Source organism: Pseudomonas sp. NPDC087358, from assembly GCF_044900785.1.
Lineage (GTDB): Bacteria > Pseudomonadota > Gammaproteobacteria > Pseudomonadales > Pseudomonadaceae > Aquipseudomonas.
On sequence record NZ_JBJDOA010000001.1, the window covers coordinates 424,686 to 450,619 of the forward strand.

A 25,934-nucleotide genomic window follows, 5' to 3' on the forward strand; every position below is an offset into this window, starting at 1 on the left:
GCCTTACGCGTCCATTAATGGACACGAGCATCAAGACTCCCCGGCCCTGCTGGCGGGTGGCGTAGATTACCATGGTGCCGTTGGGCGCAACAGTAGGCGACTCATCAAGGTTGCTATCTGTGAGGATTTTCACGCTACCGCGCTGCAAATCCTGAGCCGCTACCTTGAAGTTAGTGAAACCATCTTGACGATGGATCATGACCAGAGTCTTTTCATCAGCCGACAACTTAGGGTTTGCGTTGTAGTTACCGATGAAAGTGACTCGCTCAGCGCCGCCACCGTTAATGCTCGTTTTATAGATCTGTGGTTTGCCGCCACGATCGGAAGTGAAATAAAGAGTCGAGCCGTCCTTGCCAAAGAAAGGTTCGGTATCGATGGACGAATCATTGGTCACTCGCGACAGCTGACGCGAAGCCAGATTCATCACGTAGATTTCCGGGTTGCCGTCCTTGGACAGAACCATTGCCAGTTTGCTGCCATCCGGAGACCACGCAGGGGCGCCGTTGAGGCCTTCAAAGTTGGTGATCTGCTCGCGACGGCCAGTATCAATGTGCTGGACGAATATACGTGGACGCTTCTGTTCGAACGATACGTAGGCGATGCGCTTGCCATCGGGCGCGAAACGCGGCGACAGAATCGGCTCACGCGACTGCAACAGGGTGACTGCGCGAGCACCGTCGTAGTCCGAACGTTGCAGCGTGTAACGGGTATTGTCGGTAGAAAAACGTTCGGCGGTGACATACAGCATGCGAGTGGAGAACGCACCCTTGATGCCGGTCAGTTTTTCGAAAGACTGGTCGGCAATGTAGTGCGACATGTCACGCAGCTGATCGGTCGTACCCGACACATTGCCGGTCAACACCTGTTGCTCGGTGGCCACGTTGAACAGTGCATATTGAACCTGCAGCCGACCGCCCGAGGGCGTGATGCTGCCGACCATGACGTACTGGGCACCCAGCGCTTTCCAGTCACGGAAGATGACTTCGCTGGCCTGGCTCGGCTGGCTGATCATGTTTTCCTTTGGAATCGGCGAGTAATAGCCCGAGTTCTGCAGGTCACTGCCAATGATCTTGGCCATGTCTTCCGGCAATACGCTGCCGCCCTGCAAGCCAAATGGCACAACTGCAATCGGCGTGGCGCGGTCACTGCCGCTTGTGACCAGAATGTTCTTTTCGTCGGCAGCGGCAAAACCCGCTGCGCAACATAGAACGACAAGCAATCCTCGAAGAAGGTTAATCACAAGGCTAGATCCTCAGGTGTGAATGTCATCTTGAATGACCGGTAAGGTGCGAAATCCGAAGGTTTCAGCCCCTGCATCTCTGTCAAACGACCAATGTTCTTGACCGCTGCTACTGCCGAACTGTCGAAAGGACCATCGCCGCTGGATTTGCTGACGGTAACCGAAGTGACCGTGCCATCCGGCAACATGGCGATCTGCAACACGACTGTCATGCCTTTACGTGCCGAAGGTGGACGTGCCCAACCTTCCGCCGCGCGTGAGCGAATCAAGTCATCGAAGCTGCCTGCCGTTTCGTCGCCCTGCTCATCGGCCAGCGCCTGTTGGCGTTCGGGCTTGTCGGAAAGCAGATCGGCCAGTGCTTGCGCCTTCTTCTCTTCCGCCGATTTACGGGCTGCGTCCTGGGCTTTCTTCTTCGCGTCGTCAGCAGATTTCTTCTTGGCATCCTCGGCCGCTTTTTTCTTCGCGTCCTCGGTGGCCTTTTTCTTCGCGTCGTCAGCAGCCTGCTTCTTCGCGTCCTCGGCAGCCTGTTTCTTGGCTTCTTCGGCGGCCGCGCGCTTGGCGTCTTCCTCGGCTTTTTTCTTCGCGTCGTCTTCGGCTTTCTTCTTGGCTATATCAGCCACTTGTTTCTCTTCTGCGGCCTTCTTGGCGTCGTCTGCCTTCTTGGCTTCGGTCTTCTTGGCGTCTTCAGCTTTCTTGGCGTCATCGGCCTTTTTGGCGTCGTCAGCCTTCTTCGCTTCCTCAGCCTTTTGCTCTTCGGCTTTTTGAGCCGCGTCGGCTTTCTTTTGTTCCGCCGCCTTTATCGCTTCCTGCTCAACTTTTTTCTGCTCCATCTGCTCGACTTCAGTTTGTCGTGCAGCGGATTTCTTCGCCTCGCCGGCAAGCTTCTGGTTGGTCTGGGTCGTCGCCTGGCTCTTGGACTTCAACTGATAAAGCGTGGCCTGAACGATTGGCTTGGCCTCAGGCAGCTCTGGCGTCATCGCAAAGCTCGCGAACAACATGCCAAAAATCAGGACGTGCAGTGCCACAGCCCAGACCGAGGGCCAGAAGTAGCTTTCCGAGGCTGTCGGCTCTCGAATCGGCTGCATCAGGGGGCCTCGGTAATCAGACCAACATTCCCGACTCCGGCCTTCTGCAACCCGCCCATGGTGCCCATCACCGCACCGTAATCGACGGTCTTGTCGCCGCGGATGAAGACCTGGGTCTGCTTGCCGGCCTCACGACCGGCGGCGATGATCTTGGTCACCGCGCTGGTCAGCTGCGGCAAGGTCATGGCCTTGTCCATCTGCTTGTCGGTATCGACTTCGCTGCCAAGATTCCAGTAGTAGGTCTTGTCAGCCTTGATCGAAATGGTCAGGACCTGATTGTTGTTGTCCTGCGGCAGGGCCTCGCTGGAGACCTTGGGCAGATCGACCTTCACGCCCTGGTTAATCATTGGAGCCGTCACCATGAAGATGACCAGCAGCACCAGCATCACGTCGATGTAAGGCACCACGTTCATTTCGGCGACCGGCTTGCGTTTGTTGCGTCGGCCGCGAGCGATTAAAGCCATTGGGAAATACCTGCTTAGTCTTCGCTGGTGTGCACTTTACGGTGCAGGATGGCCTGGAATTCGTCGGCGAATGTGTAGTAACGGCCAATCAGGTTTTCGCCACGAGCGGCGAAACGGTTGTAGGCGATTACTGCAGGGATTGCAGCGAACAGGCCGATGGCGGTAGCGATCAGTGCTTCGGCGATACCCGGTGCGACGGTGGCCAGAGTCGCCTGCTGGGCCGTGGCCAGGCCACGGAAGGAGTTCATGATGCCCCAGACGGTACCGAACAGCCCGACATAAGGACTGGTGGAACCCACGGTTGCCAGGAACGGCAGACTTTGTTCGAGTTTCTCTTCCTCACGGGAGATGGCAACGCGCATGGCACGTGCAACACCTTCCATTACCGCATCGGGATCGACGCCCGGTTGCTGGCGCAGACGGGAAAACTCCTTGAAGCCGGCGCGGAAGATCTGCTCCACACCTGAATCCGGGTCAGGATTGCTGCCAGCCTGACGGTACAGCTTGGACAGGTCGATACCCGACCAGAAACGCTCTTCGAAGCTGTCCAGCGCACGGCGCCCGGCACGCAGCATCGCGCTGCGCTGAAAAATCATGATCCACGAGGTGACCGATGCGGCCACCAGGATCAGCATTACCAACTGAACGACCACGCTGGCATTGCTGACCAAACTCCACATGGAGGAATGGTCGACGACGTTAGCTTCCACGCTGTATCTCCTGCTCTGAATGTGTACCCGCGCCGCCCTGACCGGCAAAGGCCGTGCGCAGAGCTTCGGGAATGGCCCGGGGTTTCAAACTATCGGCGCGCACACACGCCACCAAAAACTGCCCCTCGCAGAGCAGCACATCATCCGCAGCCCGCCTGACCTGCTGTTTAAAGCGCAGGCTGGCACGGTTCAATTCGATCACTTCGGCGCTGATCAGCAGCTCATCGTCCAGTCGCGCCGGCTTGTGGTAACGCGCCTCGCTGGAATGCACGACAAACAACAGGTTCTCATCACCAGCCATTGCGGACTGGGCAAAGCCCAATTCCCGCAGTCGCTCGGTCCGAGCCCGCTCCATGAATTTCAGGTAATTGACGTAGTAGACGATGCCGCCAGCATCGGTGTCCTCGTAATAAACGCGACAACGATGTGCGAACGACTGAGCCCCGTTTTGCGCGCGCATACTCTAGTGCTTACTCCTCGGGTTGCCAATCCGGCCAGGCAACTGTTTTTCATCGTTTTTCATTGTCATGTGCAAGGTCATATCGCCCTGACTGCCCGTCAGACCATCAAACATCCGAATAAATCGCTCGGCGTCGCTTTTATTCGTCGGCATCGTCGACCCGTTCATCCGGAACCGCCCGATCCCCCATGCGCGACGGAATGTTCAGACCGAAGTGCAGATAGGCATGCCGGGTGACCATGCGTCCTCGTGGCGTGCGCATCATATAGCCTTGCTGGATCAAATAGGGTTCCAGTACATCCTCGATGGTGTGTCGCTCCTCGCTGATCGCTGCGGCAAGGTTGTCAACGCCAACCGGGCCACCGTCGAACTTCTCGATCATGGTCAGCAGCAACCGACGGTCCTGATGATCGAAGCCGCGCTCATCGACATCCAGCAGGTTCAGCGCCAGATCGGCAATGGCCTTGGTGATTTCTCCCTTGGCGCGCACCTCGGCAAAATCGCGTACCCGGCGTAACAGACGGTTGGCAATACGCGGGGTACCGCGAGCCCGGCGAGCAATCTCGAAAGCCCCCTGATCCTCGATAGGCAGCCCCAGGATGCCCGCCGAACGGGACACGATCGTGGCCAGGTCTGCGGTGCTGTAGAACTCAAGACGCTGCACGATACCGAAGCGGTCACGCAACGGATTGGTCAGCATGCCCGCCCGAGTGGTGGCGCCGACCAGGGTGAAAGGCGGCAGGTCGAGCTTGATCGAGCGCGCCGCAGGGCCTTCGCCGATCATGATGTCGAGCTGGAAGTCTTCCATCGCCGGGTACAGGACCTCTTCGACGATGGGCGACAGGCGGTGGATTTCGTCGATGAACAGCACGTCGTGCGGTTCAAGATTGGTAAGAATCGCCGCCAGATCGCCCGGCCGCTCCAGTACCGGGCCGGAGGTGCTCTTGATCGAAACCGACATTTCCTGGGCGATGATATGGGCCAGCGTGGTCTTGCCCAGCCCCGGCGGCCCGAAGATTAGTGTGTGGTCCAGGGCTTCGTTGCGTCCCCGGGCAGCCTGAATGAACAACTCCATCTGCTCGCGCACGGTAGGTTGACCAATGTAGTCGGCCAGGCTCAGCGGCCGGATGGCACGATCCAGTTGCTCGTCACGATCGCGTCCAGTGGCGGCGATCAGGCGGTCGGCGTCGATCACTTACATCATCCCCTTGAGTGCGCGGCGAATCAGATCTTCACTGCTCAGATTCTTGTCTTTGATGGCCGTGATGGCCTTGCTGGCTTCCTGCGGCTTGTAGCCCAGCGAGACCAGCGCGCTGATCGCGTCCGACTCGGCGGTAGCGATCGCCATCGGCGCGCCAGGGCCTTCAGACACCAGGGCGAAGGTGCCCGGCAACGCGTCCCATGCCTTGAAGCGGTCCTTGAGTTCAACCAGCAGACGCTCGGCGGTCTTCTTGCCTACCCCTGGCACGCGGGTCAGCGCCGAGGTGTCTTGCGCCTGAACGCAGCGCACCAGCTCATCGACTTCCAGCGTGGACATCAAGGCAAGCGCCAGCTTCGGTCCCACACCATTGAGGCGGATAAGCTCGCGAAACATCTCGCGGTCGCGCTTCTCGTAAAAGCCGAACAGCAGATGCGCATCTTCACGAACCACCAGATGGGTGTGCAGCGTCACCGTATCGCCCAGATGTGGCAGACGATAGAGGGTGGTCATCGGAACTTCGATCTCGTAGCCCACACCGTTGACATCCAGCACCAGGTGCGGTGGTTGCTTCTCGACCAGCGCACCGCGCAAACGTCCAATCACGTATCAGATCCTTTTCAGTAGCCCGTCACTGCGATCGACAGGGTTGAACCCCGGTCGCCATGGTTGCAGGACTCACGCGAGCTGCAAGTGAAGATTTATAAGCGAATGATGCTATCAGAGACGCAAGCGCCCACCACGACTACGTGCGGTATTGAGGCCATGAGGAATCAGACTGGAGCGTGTATGGGCATGACACAAGGCAATCGCCAACGCATCCGAGGCGTCTATCTGCGGTTTCTTGGTCAGTTTCAGCAGATGCATGACCATCATCATCACCTGATCCTTGTTCGCTCCACCCGTGCCCGCCACTGCCTGCTTGACCTGTGTCGCGGTGTATTCAGCTATTTCCAGGCTTTCCTCGGCGCCCGCGACGATTGCCGCGCCCCGGGCCTGGCCGAGCTTGAGCGCTGAGTCGGGGTTGCGCGCCATGAACACCTTTTCGATGCCCATGGTCACCGGGCCGTAGGTCTGGATCACCTCTCGCACACCCCGATAGATGATCTGCAGGCGCTCGTGCAACAAGCCACTGCCGGTGCGGATACAGCCCGAGGCCACATATTCGCAGCCGCGGCCCGTGTCTCGCACGACGCCAAAGCCGGTGATTCGCGAACCGGGGTCGATACCAAGGATAAGAGTCATAACGCCTGCAGCTTGAGAAGTGACGCGCACAATTGGACGCAGCTTAAAGGCAGAAGCCGAAGGCCCGAAGCGATGATCGAATCAGCGCTTCGTGCCTCCGGCCTCAGGTCCAGACGAGGGTGATGGTCAGCCAAGCTGCTCCAGCACTTCATCGGGTATTTCCGCGTTGGAATAGACGTTCTGTACGTCATCCAGGTCCTCGAGCATGTCGATCAGCTTGAGTACCTTCTCCGCCATCTCAAGATCCAGCACCGCGCTGGTGGTCGGCTGCATTACGATCTCTGCATCGGACGCCTTGAACCCGGCGGCTTCCAGAGCGATGCGCACCGCGTAGAAACCGGCGAACGAGGTAAACACGTCGATGGAGCCGTCTTCATGGGTTACGACATCGTCGGCATCCGCTTCCATCGCAGCTTCGATCAGCGCGTCTTCATCAATGCCTGGCGCGAAGGATATCTGCCCTTTGCGTTCGAACAGATAAGCCACCGAGCCATCGGTACCCAGATTCCCGCCGCACTTGCTGAACGCGTGGCGTACGGCTGCGGCCGTCCGGTTGCGGTTGTCGGTCATGGTTTCGACCATGACCGCCACGCCGCCAGGGCCGTAACCCTCATAGCCCAGCTCGACCATATCATCGGCATCGGCAGCGCCGGCACCCCGGGCGATCGCCCGGTCGATGATGTCGCGACTCATGTTAGCGCCTAGCGCCTTGTCCTGAGCCAGACGCAAACGCGGGTTGGATGCCGGATCACCGCCACCCTGGCGAGCGGCGACCGTCAGCTCACGAATCCACTTGGTGAAGATCTTGCCTTTCTTGGCATCCTGACGCTCTTTGCGGTGCTTGATGTTCGCCCACTTGGAATGACCAGCCATAACACGCTCCAAACCTTGAAACACGACGCCCCGTTCGATGACTCGAACGGGACGCTTCACTCGAAACCTTGCCCGATGCGGGCGTGGGAATCAGGGCGTATCGTGTCGATCCGCCCTGCCCCGCTGTCACTCGGCCTTTGGCGTTTCGCGCAGGCGAATGTGCAGTTCACGCAGCTGTTTGGCGTCGACCACACCTGGAGCCTGGGTCATCACGTCAGCAGCGCTCTGGGTTTTCGGGAAGGCAATGACTTCACGAATCGACTGCGCGCCAGTCATCAGCATGACCAGACGATCCAGGCCGAAGGCCAGACCACCGTGCGGTGGAGCACCATACTTAAGAGCGTCGAGCAGGAAGCCGAACTTCTCTTGCTGCTCATCTTCGGAAATACCCAGCAGACGGAACACCGCTTGCTGCATTTCCTTGCGATGGATACGGATCGAACCGCCGCCCAGCTCGGTGCCGTTGAGCACCATGTCGTAGGCGCGGGACAGAGCGGTTGCCGGGTTGGCGGCCAACTCTTCAGGCGAGCACTTTGGCGCAGTGAACGGGTGGTGCAACGCACTGAAGCTGCCGTCGTCGTTCTCTTCGAACATCGGGAAGTCGACGACCCACATCGGTGCCCATTCGCAGGTCAGCAGGTTCAGGTCGTGGCCAAGCTTGATACGCAATGCGCCCAAGGCTTCGCTGACGACTTTGAACTTGTCGGCGCCGAAGAACACGATGTCGCCATCAACGGCGCCAACGCGATCCAGAATCACGTTCAGGTTGTCTTGCGGGATGTTCTTGACGATCGGAGACTGCAAGCCTTCAACGCCCTTGGCGCGCTCGTTGACCTTGATGTAGGCCAGACCGCGTGCACCATAGATGCCGACGAACTTGGTGTAGTCGTCGATCTTGCTGCGCGGCATGCTCGCACCACCGGGGACGCGCAAAGCGGTCACGCGGCATTTCGGGTCGTTGGCCGGGCCGCTGAAGACCTTGAACTCGACATCCTTGAGCTGATCGGCGACGTCTACCAGTTCCAGCGGGTTGCGCAGGTCAGGCTTGTCGGAACCGTAGCGGCGCATGGCTTCTTCGAAGGTCATGTGCGGGAAGTCGTCAAACTCCAGGTCCAGCACTTCCTTGAACAGCTTGCGAATCATGCTCTCGGTCAGACCCATGATGTCGGCTTCGTTGAGGAAGCTGGTCTCGATGTCGATCTGGGTGAACTCAGGCTGACGGTCGGCACGCAGGTCTTCGTCGCGGAAACATTTGGCGATCTGGTAGTAACGGTCGAAGCCGGCGACCATCAGCAATTGCTTGAACAGCTGCGGCGATTGCGGCAGGGCGAAGAAGCTGCCGGCATGCGTACGGCTAGGTACCAGATAGTCGCGAGCACCTTCAGGGGTGGCACGGGTCAGGATCGGGGTTTCGACGTCAAGGAAGCCGTTACCGTCCAGAAATCCACGGATGCTGGAGGTGATGCGCGAGCGCAGGCGCAGCTTTTCGGCCATCTCTGGACGGCGCAGGTCGATGAAGCGATAGCGCAGGCGGGTCTCTTCGCCAACGTCGGAGTACTCGTTGAGCGGGAACGGCGGGGTTTCCGACTCGTTCAGGACTTCCAGCTCGTAGCCGAGGACTTCGATGGCACCGGAGGCCATGTTCGGATTGACAGCGCCAGCCGGACGCGCGCGGACCTTGCCGGTCAGCTTGACCACGTATTCGCTGCGCACGCGATCGGCGATGGCGAAGGTGTCGGCGCGATCCGGATCGAAGACCACCTGAGCGAGACCTTCACGATCACGGATGTCGAGGAAAATCACACCCCCGTGGTCGCGACGGCGGTGGACCCATCCGCAAAGGGTAATTTCCTGGCCTTCCAGGCTTTCGTTCAGTTGGCCGCAATAATGGCTGCGCATCATGATCGTGTGTTCACTTCTCGTAATTCGGAATTCGGTGGAGCTCTCGCCCGTCGCAGTGCGCAATAGTGCAGGAGCCCTGGCATGCACTTCAAGCTGACAGGTCGGTCGCTGCCCGCCGTAGTAAGGCGGGGGATTATATAGGGTTAATCAAGGCTGTGCAGCCGCGCAGGCCGATACAGATAAAGAAGTCGCCCGGAACGAGGCTTTCTCGATCCCGGGCGACGGTTGCTCAAGCAGGCCCGACCACGCGCACCCGCAAAAAATTAGCGCCTGTGCGCAGTCATGCAGGCGACAGCTGAAAGCCTTCGGCCTTGAGCAGATGCGCCACACACACGACGCGAATCAGACCGCTGAAGTTTTTAACACCGCCGTAACGCAGATGAACTTCCCGGTCGACATAAGATAAAACCGCGTTGATCGAACAACTGTTGCAACTTGCAATTTCCGACAGGATATTCCAGTACACCTCCTCCAGGCGCAGGCAGGTTGCCAGCCCATTAAGCCTTACCGAGCGCGACTGCGGCTGCGCAAGGTCCATATTGAAGTTTTCCACAAACGGATCGTTTTGAACGGTGAAACATCGGTGTGCATCCTTGACCTCCCGTGCAGAATTTTGACTCATGAATTCCCCCTTGACGCAATTTCGAACCTGGCGATAGAAACATTTGAAATCAAATAGACAACACGCCTATCAAGCCCTATTCATTGGGGGTTATCCAGCGGAATGAGCAACCACGAGGTGTAGGACATGACCACAAGTGCAAGACGAATTTCGACAAGATAAGACTTGAAGAAGTTAAAAAACAGGATGGGTATTACATATATATATTTTGCGGACTGAGATATCGACGGGACGCATCAAACCAGCACTGTTAGTTGACCACTTCGACAACTTAATCGCTTCAGCCATCAACACTGCGCAAGAAGTTGAATAGCAATTTACACGTTGAAAACTGCGACTGAGGACGTCAGCCTGAAACAAAGGCCAAGCCGTAAGGGTCAGGCGAGCGGCAGCCGATGCACGCCGCTCACCGTGCCGGTTTACTTGCCTTCGAGCATCGCGCGCAGCATCCAGGCTGTTTTCTCATGAATCTGCATGCGCTGGGTCAACAGGTCAGCGGTAGGTTCGTCACTGACTTTGTCCAGCAGCGGGAAGATGCCGCGAGCGGTCCGCGTCACTGCCTCTTGCCCCTGCACCAGCGAACGAATCATGTCTTCGGCGCCAGGGACACCCTCTTCCTCCTTGATCGAGGACAGACGCGCGTAGGTCGAATAGGTCCCCGGGGCCGGAAAGCCCAAGGCACGGATACGCTCTGCGATGGAGTCGACGGCCAGGGCCAGTTCGTTGTATTGCTCCTCGAACATCAGGTGCAAGGTACGAAACATCGGGCCTGTGACGTTCCAGTGGAAGTTGTGGGTTTTCAGATACAGCACATAGGTATCTGCCAGCAGGCGGGATAGACCCTCCACAATGGACTTGCGATCTTCTTCGCTGATACCGATATCAATTGCCATGCTTTGCCCTCTTTATAGAATGATTTTTTCCAAGCAACTGCCGACCACTCTACCAAGACGTGAGCCACCACGCAGCCATACATCGGAATGACGCGCTTGGGGAAAACGCCGCGCGGCATGCCCCGCCCGAAGTTCGCGGCCAACCCACAGGCATGCGAAACCTGTCGATTGCAGCCCCAAGGAGCTAAACATTGCCCACGCTGCCCTCGATGGCTCTGCGCCGAGCCTTCGGTGCCGTCATGCAAATATGAGACAAATAGCCACCACCATCACCGGAGACTGGCGCTAAGCGCTTGATTTGAGTAGCTCTCGGCTTTGCTGTTAAATACGGATGTGTCGCTGCTGACGTGCCAACAGGCTGCAGCGCATAGGCTGACCCGACGCTCGTGCAGCACGCCTTCCTTTTTGTCAGAAGCGTACCGGACGTCATCAGCTATTTCCTTGCGATCCATCTTAATGTGAGTCATCAAAATGTTGAAAATAGTCCACCTGCTAACGGGCGCAGCTGCCCTGCTGCTGTCATTCATACCCAGCCTGCGTAGTGAAGCGTTGTCTTCTTACCTGTCTCAACCGGATGCGTTGTACCTTGCATTCTTTGGCCTCATCAATCTGCTGCTCGCTCCGGTGATTCCTTACTGGAACCGGGGTCCACGTCATCAACTGCAAAATCTGGTCAGCGCACTGCTGGTGCTGGCCGTGGTGCTGCAGATCCTCACGCTACTCGTTCCACTGGAAACCATTGCCGGGCAACCAGCGGTTCTCGCCAGCCTGGTGGCTGTGGTGATTGCCGTCGCCGTGCACCTGGCTGTGAGTTTTTACCGGTCTTCCCCTTCGCCCGCTTCCCAGCCTCACGAACTGGGCAACCGGGATACCGGGACGGTCAAGTGGTTCAACACATCCAAGGGCTTTGGTTTTATCTCGCGGGATTCAGGCGACGATATCTTCGTACACTTTCGCGCCATCCGCGGTGAAGGTCACCGGGTGCTGGTCGAAGGTCAGCGCGTAGAGTTTTCGGTGATGAACCGGGACAAAGGCCTGCAAGCCGAAGACGTCATCGCAGCGTTGCCGCGCCGGTAACGCTAGCCACAAAAAAACCGCGCCTGCAAGCGCGGTTTTTTTTGCCTGCCGACACTCAATAATGTGGCGGCGGCGCATCTTCCTCAAACGCTTCGAATTGCCCGCCCATCTCCGCCTGACGCTTGATCAAGGCGGCCATCTGCAGTTGCAGTCGCTCCACACTTCGCTGCTGAGCGACCAATACATCGTTGAGCGTCTGAATAGTATCGTCCTGAAACGCCAGACGGCTTTCCAGTTCCATCACGCGCTCTTCCAGATCCATCACGACTGCTCCGCGAACGTGAAATCTTCGGTAAGCACTGCCTTGAGCCGCGCAAGGACCTCAGCCGCCTGGTCGGCCGAGTAAGCAACTGCCGGATGCCTGCCCCACACCGGGGCCGGCCATGCTGCATCAGTCTTGTGGCGCACGATGACGTGCATGTGCAACTGACTTACCACGTTGCCCAGCGCTGCGACATTCATCTTGTCGGCGTTGAAGAGCAACTGGAGTGTCTTGGACAGAACACTGGTCTCCTTCCACAGTTGCGCCTGTTCGGCATCGGATAACTGGAAAATCTCGCTGATATCTGCCCTGCGTGGCACCAGGATGAACCATGGGTACTGCGAGTCGTTTGACAATAGCAGTCGGCACAGCGGGAAATCTCCCACTGACAATGTGTCCTGTAGCAAACGCTGATCCAAAACGAACACGCGATGACTCCTGATCGCCGGGTTAAGGTTTTCGGCTGTTAATAGAGTTCGCCGAAATATGCACCGATAGGCGGCAGGATACTCGGGAATGGGCATCGAATCACCCCGACCCGCCATTTCGGATCATTTTGCACGGCCAGTGTTGATCCAGGGTCAGCTGATGGCGTTGGGTGCCTGCCCGGGATGTCCCCCTCCCGCCCAAACGCACTGGCATGACGCAGCGACGAAGGACAATAGATTCCGCTGGCGTCCCCGAAAATCAGCCCTGTAGCCCTTGTTAATCAAGGCCTTGACCGAGCGCCTGACTGAGCCGCGCTGACTCAAAAGTCAGACGCCGGTGGCACAAAGGAACGCGCGTACCAAATTCAGGCGAAATCACGATTCGGTGCACCAAAACGACTCACTCCAGGCAGCCGCGACACGGGCACCCATGCGCAATTTACCCACTTGCCCTCGGTAACAGGTAACGTCCGTGACATCTTTGAGGGGTAACCTCATCCGTTCAGACAGCGCAAACCATTTATTTCAATTTTTTTTAGCCTTATAAAACAATGAATTACGGGACCCTCTGAATGTGTTTATGTGGCTGTTGACATTTTTTTCAGGTTTGTGGGAACTTTGTGCACGGTTGTTGCTTTGTCACACACAGGATCGAACGTATGGGTCACCTGCCTGAACGTCGGTCGAGAAGAAAATGGCGATGAGCTTCTGGAGGCATTTGGGATGGCGGGATGCAGGTTAAAGCGGATGGGCGTCCCGGCCGTCGAAAAGTACTGCGGTAGTTGCACGTCTATGGATATGGAGCTGTTCAGTAGCGACACGGACAGTGCTGGTTTGCGACACGGCCGTAAAGAATTTGAAAGGATAGGTACGTAACTATCGCCAATAATGTCAGCGTGCTATAAGTTCGCCGACACCAAAAAGAAAGAGCCGTTCAGATAAAAAAACAGGTGGACGGCAGTACTCTTCTTAAAACCAAAGGAGCAAAGTCACGATGAGAGTGATGAAGTGGAGCGCAATCGCCCTGGCAGTTACTGCGGCCAGTACCCAATTGGCATCGGCTGCGGCATTCGTAAGCGATCAGTCCGAAGCAACTGGTTTTGTTGAAGGTAGCAAGCTGGACGTCAAGGCTCGCAACTACTACTACAACCGTAACAAGATGAACGGTGCAGTAGACGACAAGGACTGGACTCAAGGTTTCTGGGCCAACTACAGCTCCGGTTACACTCAAGGCCTGATCGGCGTGGGTGTTGACGCATTCGGTTACGCTGGCTTCAAGCTGGACGGTTCGGACAAGTATTCCGGCTCGGGCAACCTGGTCACCGACAGCAACGGCAAAAACGAAGACAGCTTCGGCAAAGCCGGTGGTGCTGTTAAGTTCCGCGTTTCGAAAACCGAACTGAAAATCGGCGACATGCAGCCGCAGAACCCGGTCTTCGCAGTAGGCGGCTCCCGTCTGTTGCCTCAGACTGCCAGCGGTATCACTCTGCAGAGCAGCGAACTCAAAGGTCTGGACGTTGAAGCCGGTCGTTTCTATTCGGGCACCAGCCAGGATGAAACCAACCGTGACGGCGACATCTGGGCGACCTACGCTGGCGTGACTTCGAAGTCTGCTACCTACGGCGGCGGCAAGTACTCCATCACTGACAACCTGGGCGTTGGTTTCTACTACAACAAACTCGAAGACGTGTGGAACCAGTACTACGGTAACGTGAACTACGCGCTGCCGTTGACCGACGACCAGTCCCTGGCCTTCGACTTCAACTACTACAACACCCAGGACACTGGCAGCAAGAAAGCAGGCGACATCAGCAACAACGCCTACTCCCTGTCTGCAGCCTACTCGTTCCTGGCCGCTCATACCCTGACCCTGGCTTTCCAGAAAGTTAACGGTGATACGCCGTTCGACTACATCGGTATCGGCGACAACAACCGTGGTGGCGACTCGATCTTCCTGGCGAACTCGATTCAATACTCCGACTTTAACGCCCCGGGTGAGAAATCCTGGCAAGCTCGCTACGACCTGAACATGTCTCCTTATGGTGTTCCTGGTCTGAGCTTCATGGCTCGTTACGTCAGCGGTACCGACATCGACGGTACTCACACCCCATCGAACAGCACCTACACCGGTCTGTACGGTGCTGACGGTAGCCACCACGAGACCAACGTCGAGGCCAAGTACGTTGTTCAGACTGGCCCGGCAAAAGACCTGTCGTTCCGCATCCGTCAAGCGTTCCACCGTGCCAACACGGACGAGGGCGAAGGCGATGTCAACGAGTTCCGTCTGATCGTCGACTACCCGATTTCGGTCCTGTAATCGCGCTGTCTGACACTCGTTATAGAAAAGCCCGGCCTTGTGCCGGGCTTTTTCATGCCTGCAACATCGACTCTCTCACCGCCCCAAGCGCCCAGGCGCCCTGTACTCGACCGTATCACCACCGTACAATGCCAGGTCATTTCCCAGTCACAGCAACCGACAACGGCCGACCATGCGTACAAGTCAATATTTGCTCGCCACACAAAAAGAAACGCCAAACGATGCGGTCGTGATCAGCCATCAGCTGATGCTTCGTGCCGGCATGATCCGCAAGCTCGCCTCCGGTCTCTACACCTGGCTGCCCATGGGTTTGCGTGTACTGCGCAAGGTCGAAGCGGTCGTGCGTGAAGAGATGAACGCGGCAGGTGCACTGGAAGTATTGATGCCCGGCATTCAGCCGGCAGAATTGTGGCAGGAATCCGGTCGCTGGGAGCAATACGGCCCTGAGCTGCTGCGCCTCAAAGACCGTCATGATCGCGAGTTCTGCGCCGGTCCGACCCACGAGGAAGTCATCACCGATCTGGCTCGCAACGAGCTGAGCAGCTATAAACAGCTGCCAATCAACATGTACCAGATCCAGACCAAGTTCCGTGACGAGATCCGTCCACGCTTCGGCTTGATGCGCGGTCGTGAATTCATCATGAAGGACGCCTACTCCTTCCACGCGACCCAGGATTCCCTGCAGCAAACCTACGACCGTATGCACCAGGCATACAGCAACGTATTCACCCGCCTTGGCCTGAACTTCCGCCCTGTGGTGGCAGACAACGGTTCGATCGGCGGCGCCGGCTCCCACGAGTTCCATGTGCTGGCCGAGTCGGGCGAAGACGATATCGTGTTCAGCGACACCTCCGATTACGCCGCCAACATCGAGAAGGCCGAGGCCGTACCCCGCGAGAAGTCGCGTGGCGTCGCGACCGAGCAACTGCGCCTGGTCGATACGCCGAACGCCAAGACCATCGCCGCGCTGGTCGAGCAGTTCAACCTCGCGATCGAGAAAACCGTCAAGACGCTGGTGGTGCATGCAGCAGAAGAAGGCAAGCTGATCGCGCTGATCATTCGTGGCGACCACGAACTCAACGAGATCAAGGCATCCAATCACCCATTGGTGGCCAGCCCGCTGGTCATGGCCAGTGAAGCCGATCTGCGCGACGCCATTGGCGCTGGCGCCGGGTCACTCGGTCCGCTGAATCTGCCACTGCCGTGCATCATCGACCGTTCGGTCGAGCTGATGAGCGATTTCGGCATCGGTGCAAACATCGACGACAAGCACTACTTCGGTGTGAACTGGGAACGCGATCTGCCGGTTCCGGAGGTCGCCGACCTGCGCAATGTGGTCGAAGGCGATCCAAGTCCGGATGGCCAGGGCAATGTCATCATCAAGCGCGGCATCGAAGTGGGCCATATCTTCCAGCTGGGCACCAAGTACAGCGACGCGATGAAGTGCCAGGTACTGGGCGAAAACGGCAAGCCTGTCACCTTGGCCATGGGTTGCTATGGCATCGGTGTTTCTCGCGTTGTCGCAGCCGCCATCGAGCAGAACAACGACGAAAACGGCATCATCTGGAGCGACGCGCTGGCACCGTACCAGATTGCCCTGGTACCGCTGCGTTATGAGACCGACGCTGTTCGCGAGGCCACCGACAAACTGTACGCAGAGCTCACCGCTGCAGGTTTCGAGGTGTTGCTGGACGACCGCGACAAGAAAACCAGCCCGGGCATCAAGTTCGCGGACATGGAGCTGATCGGCATCCCCCATCGGATCGTGGTCAGCGACCGCGGTCTGGCCGAAGGCAATCTGGAGTACAAGAGCCGTACCGAGTCTGAAGCCCAGGCCTTGCCGGTTGCTGATGTGCTGTCCTTCATCAAGGGCCGGATCAAGCGCTGAGTCGATGGCGCGCCCGCTGCTGGCGGGCGCGCCCTCCTTGACCGGCTTTATCCTGCCGTACGTGCAACAAGAGATCTCATGTTCAAGCGAAGTTCCTCAAGTCTCGCAGGCGCCGCGTTATGTGGCAGCCTGCTCGTCAGCGGTTGCGCCAATCATCTGTCTCAACGCAGCGAGCACGAAGAGCGCATCGAGCGTAAGTTGCTCGATCACAGTTTCCAGATCGATGTCGGCGAACCCAGAACGCTGGAGTTGCCACAACGTCGTGTGCGTATCCACGAACTGAAAACCTTCGACATCACCGAATTCGAAGTCACCCGCCATTACGATCGCTACACCCCCTATCAACCCTGGCGCGAAATCTACGAAATCCCGATGGGTGCCGTGGCCATCGTCGCCGGCGTTGGCGCCAACGTGGTCAATGTGCTGACCTTCGGCAGCCTGCCGGACAGCGTGACCAAAGACTGGCTCAGTTACGGCATTGCGGGCATCAATCCGTTCATGAACGCACCTTCACACGGCCGGGCCCAGCAAAACCTGGCCGGCATCGACGAAGTGCAGCATGATCATCGCGTCGAACATTCGAGCCTGCCCTGGAGTGAAAGCCCCGTGGAGATCAAGGCGGGTAAAGACACGCATGAGCTGAACACCGACCGCAACGGCGTACTGCGTATCAACCTGCTGGACAGTCCGTTCGCCGAACAGGACCTCAGTCGCATCACGCAACTGAGCATCAAGGTGGAGGATGAGCAGACCAACGTCCAGGCCAATGCCAGTCTGCCGCTGAGCAAATCCCTGCGTGGCAAACTGATCGAGGCCCACGACCTGATCTACGACGACCTTGAAGATGACGAAGTCAGCCAGTGGGTGCATCGGGTCAAGCGCCTGTCGGAACTGGGTCTGGAAGAACAGGCCAGCGAACTGGAACAGTCATTGATCGAAATGACGCGCAACGACCCGCAACTGCAACACGAGTTTCTCAAATCGCTGGCCAAGGACGCCGGCCGCCTGGTCGCCGTGCCTGCCGGAAGCGAGTAACAGGTGGCGTCAGCTGAACAGCTGAAGCTGTTCGTGGGCGCCACGCAGATCGTGTAACCGCACGCCGATCCCCAGCAATCGCACCGGCTTGCCGCCGCGTGCGAAAGCCTGGGTGAGCAAATGCTCGTAGCTCTCCAGATCCTTTGCCGCGCCCGCTTGCTCCAGCGTGGTCTGGGTGAAGTCGTGAAACTTCACTTTCACGAACGGTTTGCCCGGGCGGTACTGCGTATCGATGCGGGCAATCCTGCCGTTCAGGCTTTCCAGCAATTCGGGCAGCTTTTCCAGGCAACTGGCCAGATCAGGGAGATCCGTATCGTAGGTATTTTCCACACTCACTGATTGTCGACGACTGTCGTTCTGCACTGGACGCTCGTCGATGCCGTGGGCCAGATTCCAGAGCCGTTCGCCAAAGGAGCCAAATTCGCGTACCAGCGACAGCCGGCTCCAGTCACGCAGGTCAGCGCAACTGACGATTCCCAGGCGCCCCAGCTTGTCGGCCGTGACTTTGCCGACACCATGCAGCTTGGAGACCGGGAGCTGGGAAACGAAGTCTTCGACCTGATCCGGCGTGATCACGAACAAGCCGTTGGGCTTGCGCCAGTCACTGGCAATCTTGGCCAGAAACTTGTTGGGCGCCACCCCGGCCGAAACGGTGATGTGCAACTGGTTGGAAACCCGCCGGCGGATGTCCTGAGCGATACGCGTGGCGCTGCCGGCAAACTGACCGCAGTCAGAGACATCCAGATAAGCCTCATCCAGCGACAACGGCTCGATCAGATCGGTGTAATCGCGGAAGATCGTATGAATTTCCTTGGACGCTTCTTTATAAGCATCCATTCGCGGCTTGACGATAGTCAGGTCCGGGCACAGTGACAGTGCGTGCCGCGACGACATCGCCGAACGCACGCCATAAGCCCGGGCCTCGTAGCTACAGGTGGCAATGACGCCGCGCCGGTCTGCGGCGCCACCCACCGCCAACGGCTTGCCGGCCAGGCTGGGGTCGTCGCGCATTTCAATGGCGGCGTAGAAGCAGTCACAGTCTATATGGATGATTTTGCGCTGCGGCATAACATGCGGTCGTAGGAAAACGGATTAGGCAGTATCTCATTCATGCAACGGTCTGACACTCACCATCCATTCATGCCTGCAGCCATGGCTCAAACGCGCGACGAAAGCACCGCCAATGCAGGCGGACAGCCGCGTGTGCCAGGCCCTGCTCCACAGTGCGCTGACCACAATCGCTAACCAATTGAAGAAAAAGCATTTTTTTCCGTGCAACGCTTGACACCCTCGCATTCCTCTGTAGAATGCCGGCACACAGACGCGGGATGGAGCAGTCTGGTAGCTCGTCGGGCTCATAACCCGAAGGTCGTCGGTTCAAATCCGGCTCCCGCAACCAAACATCAAAAAAGGCTACTCGAAAGAGTGGCCTTTTTTGTGCGCGACGGTTTTTGATCTGGCTGGACATCGAGTCTTTCTTTCATACAACTGAAACACAGGCAATCGATGATGGCCTCGTGCCCAGCCTGGCGGCTGCGATAAAAGCCTTGTCGAACCGTCACTTAGGCTTGCAGCCCATGGAATGCGCTTATTTTGTCGATCATTGGCATAAAGGGTTGACACCTCGCCGTTCGGCTGTAGAATGCCGCCACACAGACGCGGGATGGAGCAGTCTGGTAGCTCGTCGGGCTCATAACCCGAAGGTCGTCGGTTCAAATCCGGCTCCCGCAACCAAACGTCTAAAAAGGCTACTCGAAAGAGTGGCCTTTTTTTTGCCCTGACGAAAAGCGCCCGAACAGCATGGGCAAACGCTTGTCACAGTGATTGTCAGACCTTTTAGCCTGGGCTGCTCGTTACCAGGTGTTGCAAGGCGCGATAGTTTTTATCCCCCTTGCCGATACGCTGGCCAGCAACTGAACCTAGACTGAATGGTCACGCAAACGTATCTGCCGTATTCGCCCGTTAGACGTTGAAGCGCTAACATCCTGAATTATTTTTTGCGTAGGGATTGGTAACTTGGCTGTATACCCCCATCCTGTCGCGCACGATCCAAGGAGTGATTGATGCGCGCCAACCCATCCGACACAAACGAAGCAGTTCCGGAGCGTCTTCCGGTCCCCCCTGCCCGACTGCGCGTACGCGAACTGGTGAGCAAGTATCGTCAACCCATCGGGCTGGCTGTCACCATCCTGCTGTTCGCCGTGGCGCTTATCGCCTGCCGGCACATGCTTACCGAGCTGGACATTTATGCCTTGCAGGATTCGCTGCTGAGCGTGCCGCTACCCTCGTTGGGCGGCGCTGTTCTGGCGACTGTCATCGGCTTCACCATACTGCTGGGTTATGAATGGTCCGCCAGTCGCTATGCCAATGTCGAGTTGCCCGCCAAGAGCCTGATCATGGGCGGTTTCTGCGCCTTCGCCATCGGTAACGCCGTTGGCTTGTCCATGCTTTCCGGCGGCTCTGTGCGTTACCGCCTGTATTCCCGACTGGGCCTGGGTGCTGGTGAAGTCGCCCACATGACCCTGTTCGCCAGCCTTTCGCTGGGTTGCGCACTGCCACCGCTGGCCGCATTGGCAACCTTGAGCGACCTGCCCGCCGCCTCGCTGGCGCTGCATTTGTCGGTGCCGGTGCTGGCGACTGTCGCGGTCGCGGTGCTTGCGATCAGCCTGATTCTCGGCGTAGCCATCTATCGTCGGCGACTGCCCGAGCAGACCATCCCGAACAGCCTGCTGGTACGTGCCGGACGCCGCACCCTGCGTCTGCCCGGGTTGCGTCTGACCCTGATGCAACTGGTCATTACCGCGCTGGACGTCGCCGCCGCTGCCGCCGTGCTGTATCTGCTGTTGCCGTCCGCCCCGCCCTTCGGCGCGTTTTTGCTGGTCTATCTGCTGGCATTGGCCGCCGGGGTGCTCAGCCATGTACCGGGTGGCGTCGGGGTTTTCGAAGCCATTCTGCTGACCGCTTTCGCTGACGAACTGGGTGCTGCGCCACTGGCCGCGGCGTTGCTGCTGTATCGCTTGATCTACGTGGTACTGCCGCTGCTGGTGGCGTGTCTGGTCCTGCTGTTCAGCGAGGCCAAGCGCTTTCTGTTTGCCCGCCAGGCCATGCGTGTCGCCTCGGGCCTGGGCGCGCCGATTCTTGCGTTGTTGGTGTTCCTGTCTGGCGTGGTGCTGCTGTTTTCCGGTGCCACTCCGGAAATCGATACCCGGCTCGAAAGCCTGGGGTTTCTGATCCCTCATCGGCTTATCGATGCCTCGCACTTCGGCGCGAGCCTGATTGGCGTGCTGTGTCTGTTGCTGGCCCAGGGCCTGCGTCGGCGGCTGTCCGCAGCCTGGATGCTGACGACGATCTTGCTGTTCGTCGGCTCCGTGCTTTCGATTCTCAAGGGGTTCGACTGGGAGGAAGCCAGCCTGCTGCTGTCGACCGCCTGCCTGCTGGCGATCTTCCGCCGCTCGTTCTATCGCCCCAGCCGCTTGCTCGAGCTGCCGTTCTCGCCGCTGTATCTGGTCGCCAGTATCTGCGTGCTGGGCGCCTCGTTCTGGCTGCTGCTGTTTGCCTATCAAGACGTTCCTTACAGCCATCAACTGTGGTGGCAATTCACCCTTGACGCTGACGCACCCCGTGGCCTGCGCTCGGCGCTGGGCAGTGCGGTACTGCTGGTGATCGTCTCGCTGACCTGGCTGTTGCGCACCGCGCGCCCACAGATCGATCTGCCCGATGAGGCTCAGCTGGCCAAGGCTGCCGAGATCATCAAGGCCTCCAATCAGCCGGACGGCGGGCTGGTGCTCACCGGTGACAAGGCCGTGCTGCTGCACCCGGACGGCAATGCATTCTTGATGTACGCCCATCGCGGCCGTAGCCTGGTGGCGCTGTATGATCCGATCGGGCCGACGCAACAGCGCGCCGAGCTGATCTGGCAATTCCGTGACCTGTGCGACGTCCACCACGCGCGCCCGGTTTTCTACCAGGTACGCGCCGAAAACCTGCCGTTCTACATGGACATCGGCCTGACCGCCATCAAGCTGGGCGAAGAGGCACGGGTCGATCTGCTCAAGTTCGACATCGACGCCAAGGGCAAGGAAATGAAAGACCTGCGCTACACCTGGAACAGAGGGGGTCGCGACGGTCTGTCACTGGAAATCTATGAAGTCGGTCAGGCACCGATGGAAGAGCTCAAGGTCATTTCCGATGCCTGGCTGACCGGTAAGAACGTGCGCGAAAAAGGCTTCTCGCTGGGTCGTTTCAGCCTTGATTACCTCAAGCATTTCCGCATTGCCATCATTCACTTCGAAGGCAAGCCGGTGGCGTTTTCCAACCTGCTGGAAACCTCGCGCCATGATCTGGCCAGCCTGGATCTGATGCGCTCGCACCCGGAAGCGCCGAAGCTGACCATGGAGTTCATGATGGTCGGCCTGATCCTGCATTACAAAAAAGAAGGCTACGCACGCTTCAGCCTGGGCATGGTGCCATTGTCCGGGCTGCAGCCACGACGTGGCGCACCATTGACCCAGCGTCTGGGCTCGATGGTCTTCAGTCGCGGCGAGCAGCTCTACAATTTTCAGGGCCTGCGCCGCTTCAAAGACAAATTCCAGCCTGACTGGGAACCTCGTTATATGGCCGTGCCCGCAGGACTTGATCCGCTGGTGGCACTGGCAGATACCGCCGCCCTTATCGCGGGCGGCCTGACTGGATTGGTGAAACGCTGATGATTCAACGCTACTGGCGCTTTTTGCTCGCTGCCCTGGTAATTCTGGTAGTCGCACTGGGTTTCTGGCTGTGGAACCGCCCTGCCGCACAACCGACACTGGAACACATGACACTGGATGACGGCTCGGCGCTGATTCGCGCCACCCCATCGACCAAGGTCAAGACACGGGTTGCCCTGGCCGTGACCGCCGACGACGCGATGACCGAAAAACAGGTCCTGGCACTGAGCTACGACGCCTCGGCCCAGGTCATTCAGGTTGTCCTGCCAAAAGACGACTGCCAGTTGCAGGACAAGGCGTTCAATGCCGCTCTGCAAAAGCTCGATGGTGCGCCGGATGTGGTCGCAGGCATCAGTGCCGGCGGGTCGGTCGCCTGGAGTTGGCTGGCCGCTCAGACCAATGACAAGGCCCAGGCCATCTCGGTGAACTTCGTCCTCAATCAGCCTGACTGCAAGGTGCCTGCACCGAAAGCCGCTGCCCATGGCAAATGGACCGTGGCCTGGAATGACGGCCCGGACGACGAAACAGCTGTGTTCGTGCGTGACACACCCAACGCCGAGACCAAAATCAGCGACTACGACATCAAGTACCCACAGATCCTCAACACCGAGGTTCGTCATCTGCTGGTTGCCGACGACGCCAACGGCGGGCTCAACATCCCCGTGGTGGAAGTGCCTTCCAGCCAGCCATCGGACACCGTCACCCTGTTCCTCTCCGGCGATGGCGGCTGGCGCGATCTGGACAAGGACGTGGCGGGTGACATGGCGAAATCGGGCGGCTATCCCGTGGTCGGCATCGACACCTTGCGCTACTACTGGGAGCACAAATCACCCGAGCAGACCGCTACCGACCTGAGCGAGTTGATGGCCCATTACCGGCAGAAATGGGGTGCCAAGCACTTTGTCCTGGCCGGCTACTCGTTCGGCGCCGACGTATTGCCGGCGATCTACAACCGCCTGCCGGAAGACGACAAGGCGCGGGTCGACGGTATCATCCTGCTGGCCTTTGCGCGCAGCGGCAGCTTCGAAATTGCCGTTGAAGGCTGGCTCGGCGCATCCGGCAAGGAAGCGGCTACCGGCCCGGAAATGGCCAAGCTGCCGGCGGACAAGGTGTTCTGCGTCTATGGCGTGGAAGAGAAGGATGAAAGCGGCTGCACCGAAGCCACCGCCCCTGGCCAGAAGCAACAGCTTCCGGGCGGCCATCACTTTGACGAAGACTACCCGGCTCTGGCCAAGCGCCTGATTGCCGTCATCGACAAGTGGAAGGGCAAGGAAGCGCCCGAATCAGCCAACGCCGACTGACCCGCAGCCGTAAAAAATCCCCGCACTCTCACGACTGCGGGGATTTTTTTGTCTGCGCTTGTGGGCGCAGTAATAGCCTGATTCATGACGCCTGTAACAATCCAGTTCGCCGGCGATGAGGCCCTGAGATCGCCCCGCCGGCAAGCCGTACAAAGGCTTTCGCTACATCTCCACCTGCGTACCCAGTTCGATCACTCGGTTGAACGGCAGTTTGAAGAAGCGCAGGTTACCGTTGGCGTTCTTCAACATGAAGGCGAACAAGCCTTCGCGCCAGCGCGCCATACCCACCAGCTTGGACGACACCACTGTCTCGCGACTGAGGAAATAGGTGGTGCGCATCGGACTGAAATCCAGTTCGGCCAGGTGACACAGTTTCAACGCGGCAGGCACGTCCGGCTCGTCGATGAAACCGAAGTGCAGGATCACCCGGAAGAACCCTTCACCGTAGGCCTCAACCTCGAAGCGCTGAGCGGCAGGCACCCGCGGCGTGTCTTCGTAAACCACCGTCAGCAGCACCACTTGCTCATGCAGCACCTGGTTGTGCAGCAGGTTGTGCAGCAACGCATGGGGCACGGCATCCGGACGCGCGGTCAGGAACACAGCAGTGCCCTGCACGCGGTGTGGCGGCTGCACGCGAATACTGCTGATGAAGATCGGCAGCGGCAGGCCGCCCTCGTCGATGCGGTCCACCAGCAACTGCTTGCCGCGCTTCCAGGTGGTCATCAGGATAAACAGCGCGATACCTGCCAGAAACGGAAACGCCCCGCCCTGCACCACTTTCGGCACGTTGGCGGCGAAGAACAGACCGTCCACCAACAGGCAACCAAGCAGGATCGGAATTGCGATCAGCGGCGGCCACTTCCACGCCAGCAGCATCACCGAGGAAACCAGGATGGTGGTACAGAGCATGGTGCCGGTGACCGCCACGCCGTAAGCAGAGGCCAGGGCGCCAGACGACTCGAAGCCCAGCACCAGCAGGATCACACCCACCATCAGCGCCCAGTTAACCGCACCGATGTAGATCTGCCCCTGGGCGTCGCTGGACGTGTGCTGGATGTACATGCGCGGAATATAGCCGAGCTGAATGGCCTGCAGGGTCATGGAAAACGCACCGGAGATCACCGCCTGAGAGGCAATAATGGTCGCCAGCGTGGACAGCGCGATCAGCGGCAACAATCCCCAGGCGGGCGCCAGCAGGTAAAAGGGGTTGCGCACAGCCTCCGGATCTTCGATCACCAGGGCGCCCTGGCCAAAATAGTTAAGCACCAGCGCCGGCAGCACCAGGCCGAACCAGGCACGGGAAATCGGCTTGCGACCGAAGTGGCCCATGTCTGCGTACAAGGCTTCGGCACCGGTCAGCGCCAGCACCACCGCGCCTAGCACCGCCACGCCGATACCCGGGTGATCGATGAAAAAGCGCAGTGCCCAGACCGGATTGACCGCATGCAGCACCTCGGGCTGGCGGACAATACCGTTGATACCAAGGGCCCCCAGGGTCACGAACCACAGCACCATGATGGGTCCGAACATCACCCCGATTCGGGCGGTGCCGTGCCGCTGGATGAGGAACAGCGCTACCAGCACGATCAAGGCGATCGGCACGACCCAGTGGTCCAGGCCATCGAACGCCAGCTCCATGCCCTCGACCGCCGACAACACGGAGATGGCCGGGGTGATCATGCTGTCGCCGTAAAACAACGCAGCGCCAAACAGGCCGAAGACAATCATCGTTGCCTGCAGCTTCGGAAACCTGGCGGAGGCTCGGCGGGCCAGTGCGGTGAGGGCCATGATGCCGCCTTCACCGTCGTTGTCCGCGCGCAGCACCAAGGCCATGTATTTGAATGAAACGACCCAGATCAGCGACCAGAAAATCAGCGACAGGATGCCCAGCACTGCATCGTGCCCAGCCTGCACCCCGTAGCCGCCGACGAATACTTCCTTGATCGTGTACAGCGGGCTGGTGCCGATGTCGCCGTACGCCACTCCCACCGCCCCCACCAGCAGACTCAATGGTTTGGCCGAATGATGTCCGGCCTCTGCCTGACTAGTTGCGTGACCCATTTACAACTCCTGAAACCATGACTCGAGCACCGCGATACTGCGCTGTCAGGTTGACCTGCGGCGTATCGGTAAATTCCGAAGAACCCGACCGGCAAGGGCCACCGGGTTCAACGCCGCGAAGCATAGCGCAGCACTCGTCGTAATTCTCGGTATAACGCTGGTCAATC

Annotated in this window: 22 protein-coding genes, 2 tRNA genes and 1 pseudogene; 9 read left to right on the plus strand and 16 right to left on the minus strand. The window is 58.7% G+C overall.

Annotated features, from left to right (window positions below):
* The 12 genes from tolB to ACI2KS_RS01920 all read right to left on the minus strand — a co-directional run.
* Positions 1-1,240, minus strand: a 1,240-nt coding sequence (tolB, locus tag ACI2KS_RS01865; RefSeq protein WP_404616693.1) for a Tol-Pal system beta propeller repeat protein TolB, incomplete at its 3' end; no start/stop codon positions are given.
* Positions 1,237-2,325, minus strand: a complete 1,089-nt coding sequence (gene tolA / locus ACI2KS_RS01870) for a cell envelope integrity protein TolA (protein ID WP_404616694.1) — start codon at positions 2,323-2,325, stop codon at positions 1,237-1,239. The genes tolB and tolA, both read right to left, overlap by 4 nt.
* The gene (gene tolR, locus ACI2KS_RS01875) at positions 2,325-2,789 is read right to left on the minus strand and encodes a protein TolR (protein WP_404616695.1); all 465 of its coding nucleotides are present in this window, start codon (positions 2,787-2,789) and stop codon (positions 2,325-2,327) included. Before tolR ends, tolA begins: the two co-directional genes overlap by 1 nt.
* Positions 2,790-2,803: 14 nt before the next feature.
* A complete protein-coding gene (tolQ, locus tag ACI2KS_RS01880; protein WP_074752669.1) occupies positions 2,804-3,499 on the minus strand; it encodes a protein TolQ in 696 nt (231 codons plus the stop codon).
* Positions 3,489-3,959 (minus strand): tol-pal system-associated acyl-CoA thioesterase, encoded by a 471-nt coding sequence (gene ybgC / locus ACI2KS_RS01885; protein WP_404616696.1) that lies wholly within the window; start codon positions 3,957-3,959, stop codon positions 3,489-3,491. The genes tolQ and ybgC overlap by 11 nt, the downstream gene beginning before the upstream one ends.
* Before the next feature lie 139 nt (positions 3,960-4,098).
* On the minus strand, positions 4,099-5,154 hold the full coding sequence (gene ruvB, locus ACI2KS_RS01890; RefSeq protein WP_404616697.1) for a Holliday junction branch migration DNA helicase RuvB: 1,056 nt from the start codon (positions 5,152-5,154) through the stop codon (positions 4,099-4,101).
* On the minus strand, positions 5,155-5,763 hold the full coding sequence (gene ruvA / locus ACI2KS_RS01895; RefSeq protein ID WP_404616698.1) for a Holliday junction branch migration protein RuvA: 609 nt from the start codon (positions 5,761-5,763) through the stop codon (positions 5,155-5,157).
* 114 nt (positions 5,764-5,877) lie between these two features.
* Positions 5,878-6,402, minus strand: a complete 525-nt coding sequence (gene ruvC / locus ACI2KS_RS01900; protein ID WP_404616699.1) for a crossover junction endodeoxyribonuclease RuvC — start codon at positions 6,400-6,402, stop codon at positions 5,878-5,880.
* Between the two features lie 126 nt (positions 6,403-6,528).
* Complete coding sequence (locus ACI2KS_RS01905; protein WP_404616700.1) at positions 6,529-7,275, minus strand: YebC/PmpR family DNA-binding transcriptional regulator; 747 nt, start codon at positions 7,273-7,275, stop codon at positions 6,529-6,531.
* Between the two features lie 126 nt (positions 7,276-7,401).
* On the minus strand, positions 7,402-9,177 hold the full coding sequence (gene aspS / locus ACI2KS_RS01910; RefSeq protein WP_404616701.1) for an aspartate--tRNA ligase: 1,776 nt from the start codon (positions 9,175-9,177) through the stop codon (positions 7,402-7,404).
* Between the two features lie 280 nt (positions 9,178-9,457).
* A complete protein-coding gene (locus ACI2KS_RS01915; RefSeq protein ID WP_404616702.1) occupies positions 9,458-9,799 on the minus strand; it encodes a ribbon-helix-helix domain-containing protein in 342 nt (113 codons plus the stop codon).
* Positions 9,800-10,218: 419 nt separating this feature from the next.
* The gene (locus ACI2KS_RS01920) at positions 10,219-10,692 is read right to left on the minus strand and encodes a Dps family protein (protein WP_404616703.1); all 474 of its coding nucleotides are present in this window, start codon (positions 10,690-10,692) and stop codon (positions 10,219-10,221) included.
* Between the two features lie 471 nt (positions 10,693-11,163).
* Between ACI2KS_RS01920 and ACI2KS_RS01925 the strand changes: the two are divergent.
* Both ACI2KS_RS01925 and ACI2KS_RS01930 read left to right on the plus strand, forming a co-directional pair.
* A pseudogene (locus tag ACI2KS_RS01925) lies at positions 11,164-11,487 on the plus strand (cold shock domain-containing protein membrane protein); the annotation flags it as partial.
* Between the two features lie 60 nt (positions 11,488-11,547).
* Complete coding sequence (locus tag ACI2KS_RS01930) at positions 11,548-11,769, plus strand: cold shock domain-containing protein (RefSeq protein WP_004667445.1); 222 nt, start codon at positions 11,548-11,550, stop codon at positions 11,767-11,769.
* Positions 11,770-11,824: 55 nt separating this feature from the next.
* Here the strand turns inward: ACI2KS_RS01930 and ACI2KS_RS01935 are convergent, their stop codons facing one another.
* Both ACI2KS_RS01935 and ACI2KS_RS01940 read right to left on the minus strand, forming a co-directional pair.
* Positions 11,825-12,031, minus strand: a complete 207-nt coding sequence (locus ACI2KS_RS01935) for a SlyX family protein (RefSeq protein ID WP_404616704.1) — start codon at positions 12,029-12,031, stop codon at positions 11,825-11,827.
* Entirely contained in the window at positions 12,031-12,459 is a 429-nt protein-coding gene (locus ACI2KS_RS01940; protein WP_404616705.1) for an HIT family protein, read from the minus strand. Before ACI2KS_RS01940 ends, ACI2KS_RS01935 begins: the two co-directional genes overlap by 1 nt.
* 994 nt (positions 12,460-13,453) lie before the next feature.
* Here ACI2KS_RS01940 and ACI2KS_RS01945 point away from each other — a divergent pair.
* The 3 genes from ACI2KS_RS01945 to ACI2KS_RS01955 all read left to right on the plus strand — a co-directional run bounded on the left by ACI2KS_RS01945 (position 13,454) and on the right by ACI2KS_RS01955 (position 17,699).
* Positions 13,454-14,776, plus strand: coding sequence for an OprD family porin (locus tag ACI2KS_RS01945; RefSeq protein ID WP_404616706.1), 1,323 nt, complete (start codon positions 13,454-13,456; stop codon positions 14,774-14,776).
* 172 nt (positions 14,777-14,948) lie between these two features.
* Positions 14,949-16,664, plus strand: a complete 1,716-nt coding sequence (locus ACI2KS_RS01950) for a proline--tRNA ligase (protein WP_404616707.1) — start codon at positions 14,949-14,951, stop codon at positions 16,662-16,664.
* Positions 16,665-16,742: 78 nt separating this feature from the next.
* Positions 16,743-17,699, plus strand: a complete 957-nt coding sequence (locus ACI2KS_RS01955; protein ID WP_404616708.1) for a hypothetical protein — start codon at positions 16,743-16,745, stop codon at positions 17,697-17,699.
* Between the two features lie 9 nt (positions 17,700-17,708).
* Here the strand turns inward: ACI2KS_RS01955 and dinB are convergent, their stop codons facing one another.
* Entirely contained in the window at positions 17,709-18,767 is a 1,059-nt protein-coding gene (gene dinB, locus ACI2KS_RS01960) for a DNA polymerase IV (RefSeq protein ID WP_404616709.1), read from the minus strand.
* Positions 18,768-19,021: 254 nt separating this feature from the next.
* On the opposite strand from dinB, the gene ACI2KS_RS01965 reads away from it, so the two are divergent.
* The 4 genes from ACI2KS_RS01965 (at position 19,022) to ACI2KS_RS01980 (ending at position 23,706) form a co-directional block, all read left to right on the plus strand.
* A tRNA-Met gene (locus ACI2KS_RS01965) sits at positions 19,022-19,098 on the plus strand.
* A gap of 258 nt (positions 19,099-19,356) precedes the next feature.
* Positions 19,357-19,433 (plus strand) — tRNA-Met (locus tag ACI2KS_RS01970).
* Between the two features lie 329 nt (positions 19,434-19,762).
* On the plus strand, positions 19,763-22,405 hold the full coding sequence (mprF, locus tag ACI2KS_RS01975) for a bifunctional lysylphosphatidylglycerol flippase/synthetase MprF (protein WP_404616710.1): 2,643 nt from the start codon (positions 19,763-19,765) through the stop codon (positions 22,403-22,405).
* A complete protein-coding gene (locus ACI2KS_RS01980) occupies positions 22,405-23,706 on the plus strand; it encodes a virulence factor family protein (protein ID WP_404616711.1) in 1,302 nt (433 codons plus the stop codon). Before mprF ends, ACI2KS_RS01980 begins: the two co-directional genes overlap by 1 nt.
* 162 nt (positions 23,707-23,868) lie before the next feature.
* Here the strand turns inward: ACI2KS_RS01980 and ACI2KS_RS01985 are convergent, their stop codons facing one another.
* Complete coding sequence (locus tag ACI2KS_RS01985) at positions 23,869-25,767, minus strand: potassium transporter Kup (protein ID WP_404616712.1); 1,899 nt, start codon at positions 25,765-25,767, stop codon at positions 23,869-23,871.
* Between the last annotated feature and the right edge of the window lie 167 nt (positions 25,768-25,934).

Bases quoted from the DNA above. Each gene is read 5' to 3' on its own strand.
- tolA (WP_404616694.1), bottom strand. From the start codon at position 2,325: ATGCAGCCGATTCGAGAGCCGACAGCCTCGGAAAGCTACTTCTGGCCC.
- tolR (WP_404616695.1), bottom strand. From the start codon at position 2,789: ATGGCTTTAATCGCTCGCGGCCGACGCAACAAACGCAAGCCGGTCGCC.
- ybgC (WP_404616696.1), bottom strand. From the start codon at position 3,959: ATGCGCGCGCAAAACGGGGCTCAGTCGTTCGCACATCGTTGTCGCGTT.
- ruvC (WP_404616699.1), bottom strand. From the start codon at position 6,402: ATGACTCTTATCCTTGGTATCGACCCCGGTTCGCGAATCACCGGCTTT.
- ACI2KS_RS01905 (WP_404616700.1), bottom strand. From the start codon at position 7,275: ATGGCTGGTCATTCCAAGTGGGCGAACATCAAGCACCGCAAAGAGCGT.
- aspS (WP_404616701.1), bottom strand. From the start codon at position 9,177: ATGATGCGCAGCCATTATTGCGGCCAACTGAACGAAAGCCTGGAAGGC.
- ACI2KS_RS01915 (WP_404616702.1), bottom strand. From the start codon at position 9,799: ATGAGTCAAAATTCTGCACGGGAGGTCAAGGATGCACACCGATGTTTC.
- ACI2KS_RS01920 (WP_404616703.1), bottom strand. From the start codon at position 10,692: ATGGCAATTGATATCGGTATCAGCGAAGAAGATCGCAAGTCCATTGTG.
- ACI2KS_RS01935 (WP_404616704.1), bottom strand. From the start codon at position 12,031: ATGGATCTGGAAGAGCGCGTGATGGAACTGGAAAGCCGTCTGGCGTTT.
- ACI2KS_RS01945 (WP_404616706.1), top strand. From the start codon at position 13,454: ATGAGAGTGATGAAGTGGAGCGCAATCGCCCTGGCAGTTACTGCGGCC.
- ACI2KS_RS01950 (WP_404616707.1), top strand. From the start codon at position 14,949: ATGCGTACAAGTCAATATTTGCTCGCCACACAAAAAGAAACGCCAAAC.
- ACI2KS_RS01955 (WP_404616708.1), top strand. From the start codon at position 16,743: ATGTTCAAGCGAAGTTCCTCAAGTCTCGCAGGCGCCGCGTTATGTGGC.
- dinB (WP_404616709.1), bottom strand. From the start codon at position 18,767: ATGCCGCAGCGCAAAATCATCCATATAGACTGTGACTGCTTCTACGCC.
- mprF (WP_404616710.1), top strand. From the start codon at position 19,763: ATGCGCGCCAACCCATCCGACACAAACGAAGCAGTTCCGGAGCGTCTT.
- ACI2KS_RS01980 (WP_404616711.1), top strand. From the start codon at position 22,405: ATGATTCAACGCTACTGGCGCTTTTTGCTCGCTGCCCTGGTAATTCTG.
- ACI2KS_RS01985 (WP_404616712.1), bottom strand. From the start codon at position 25,767: ATGGGTCACGCAACTAGTCAGGCAGAGGCCGGACATCATTCGGCCAAA.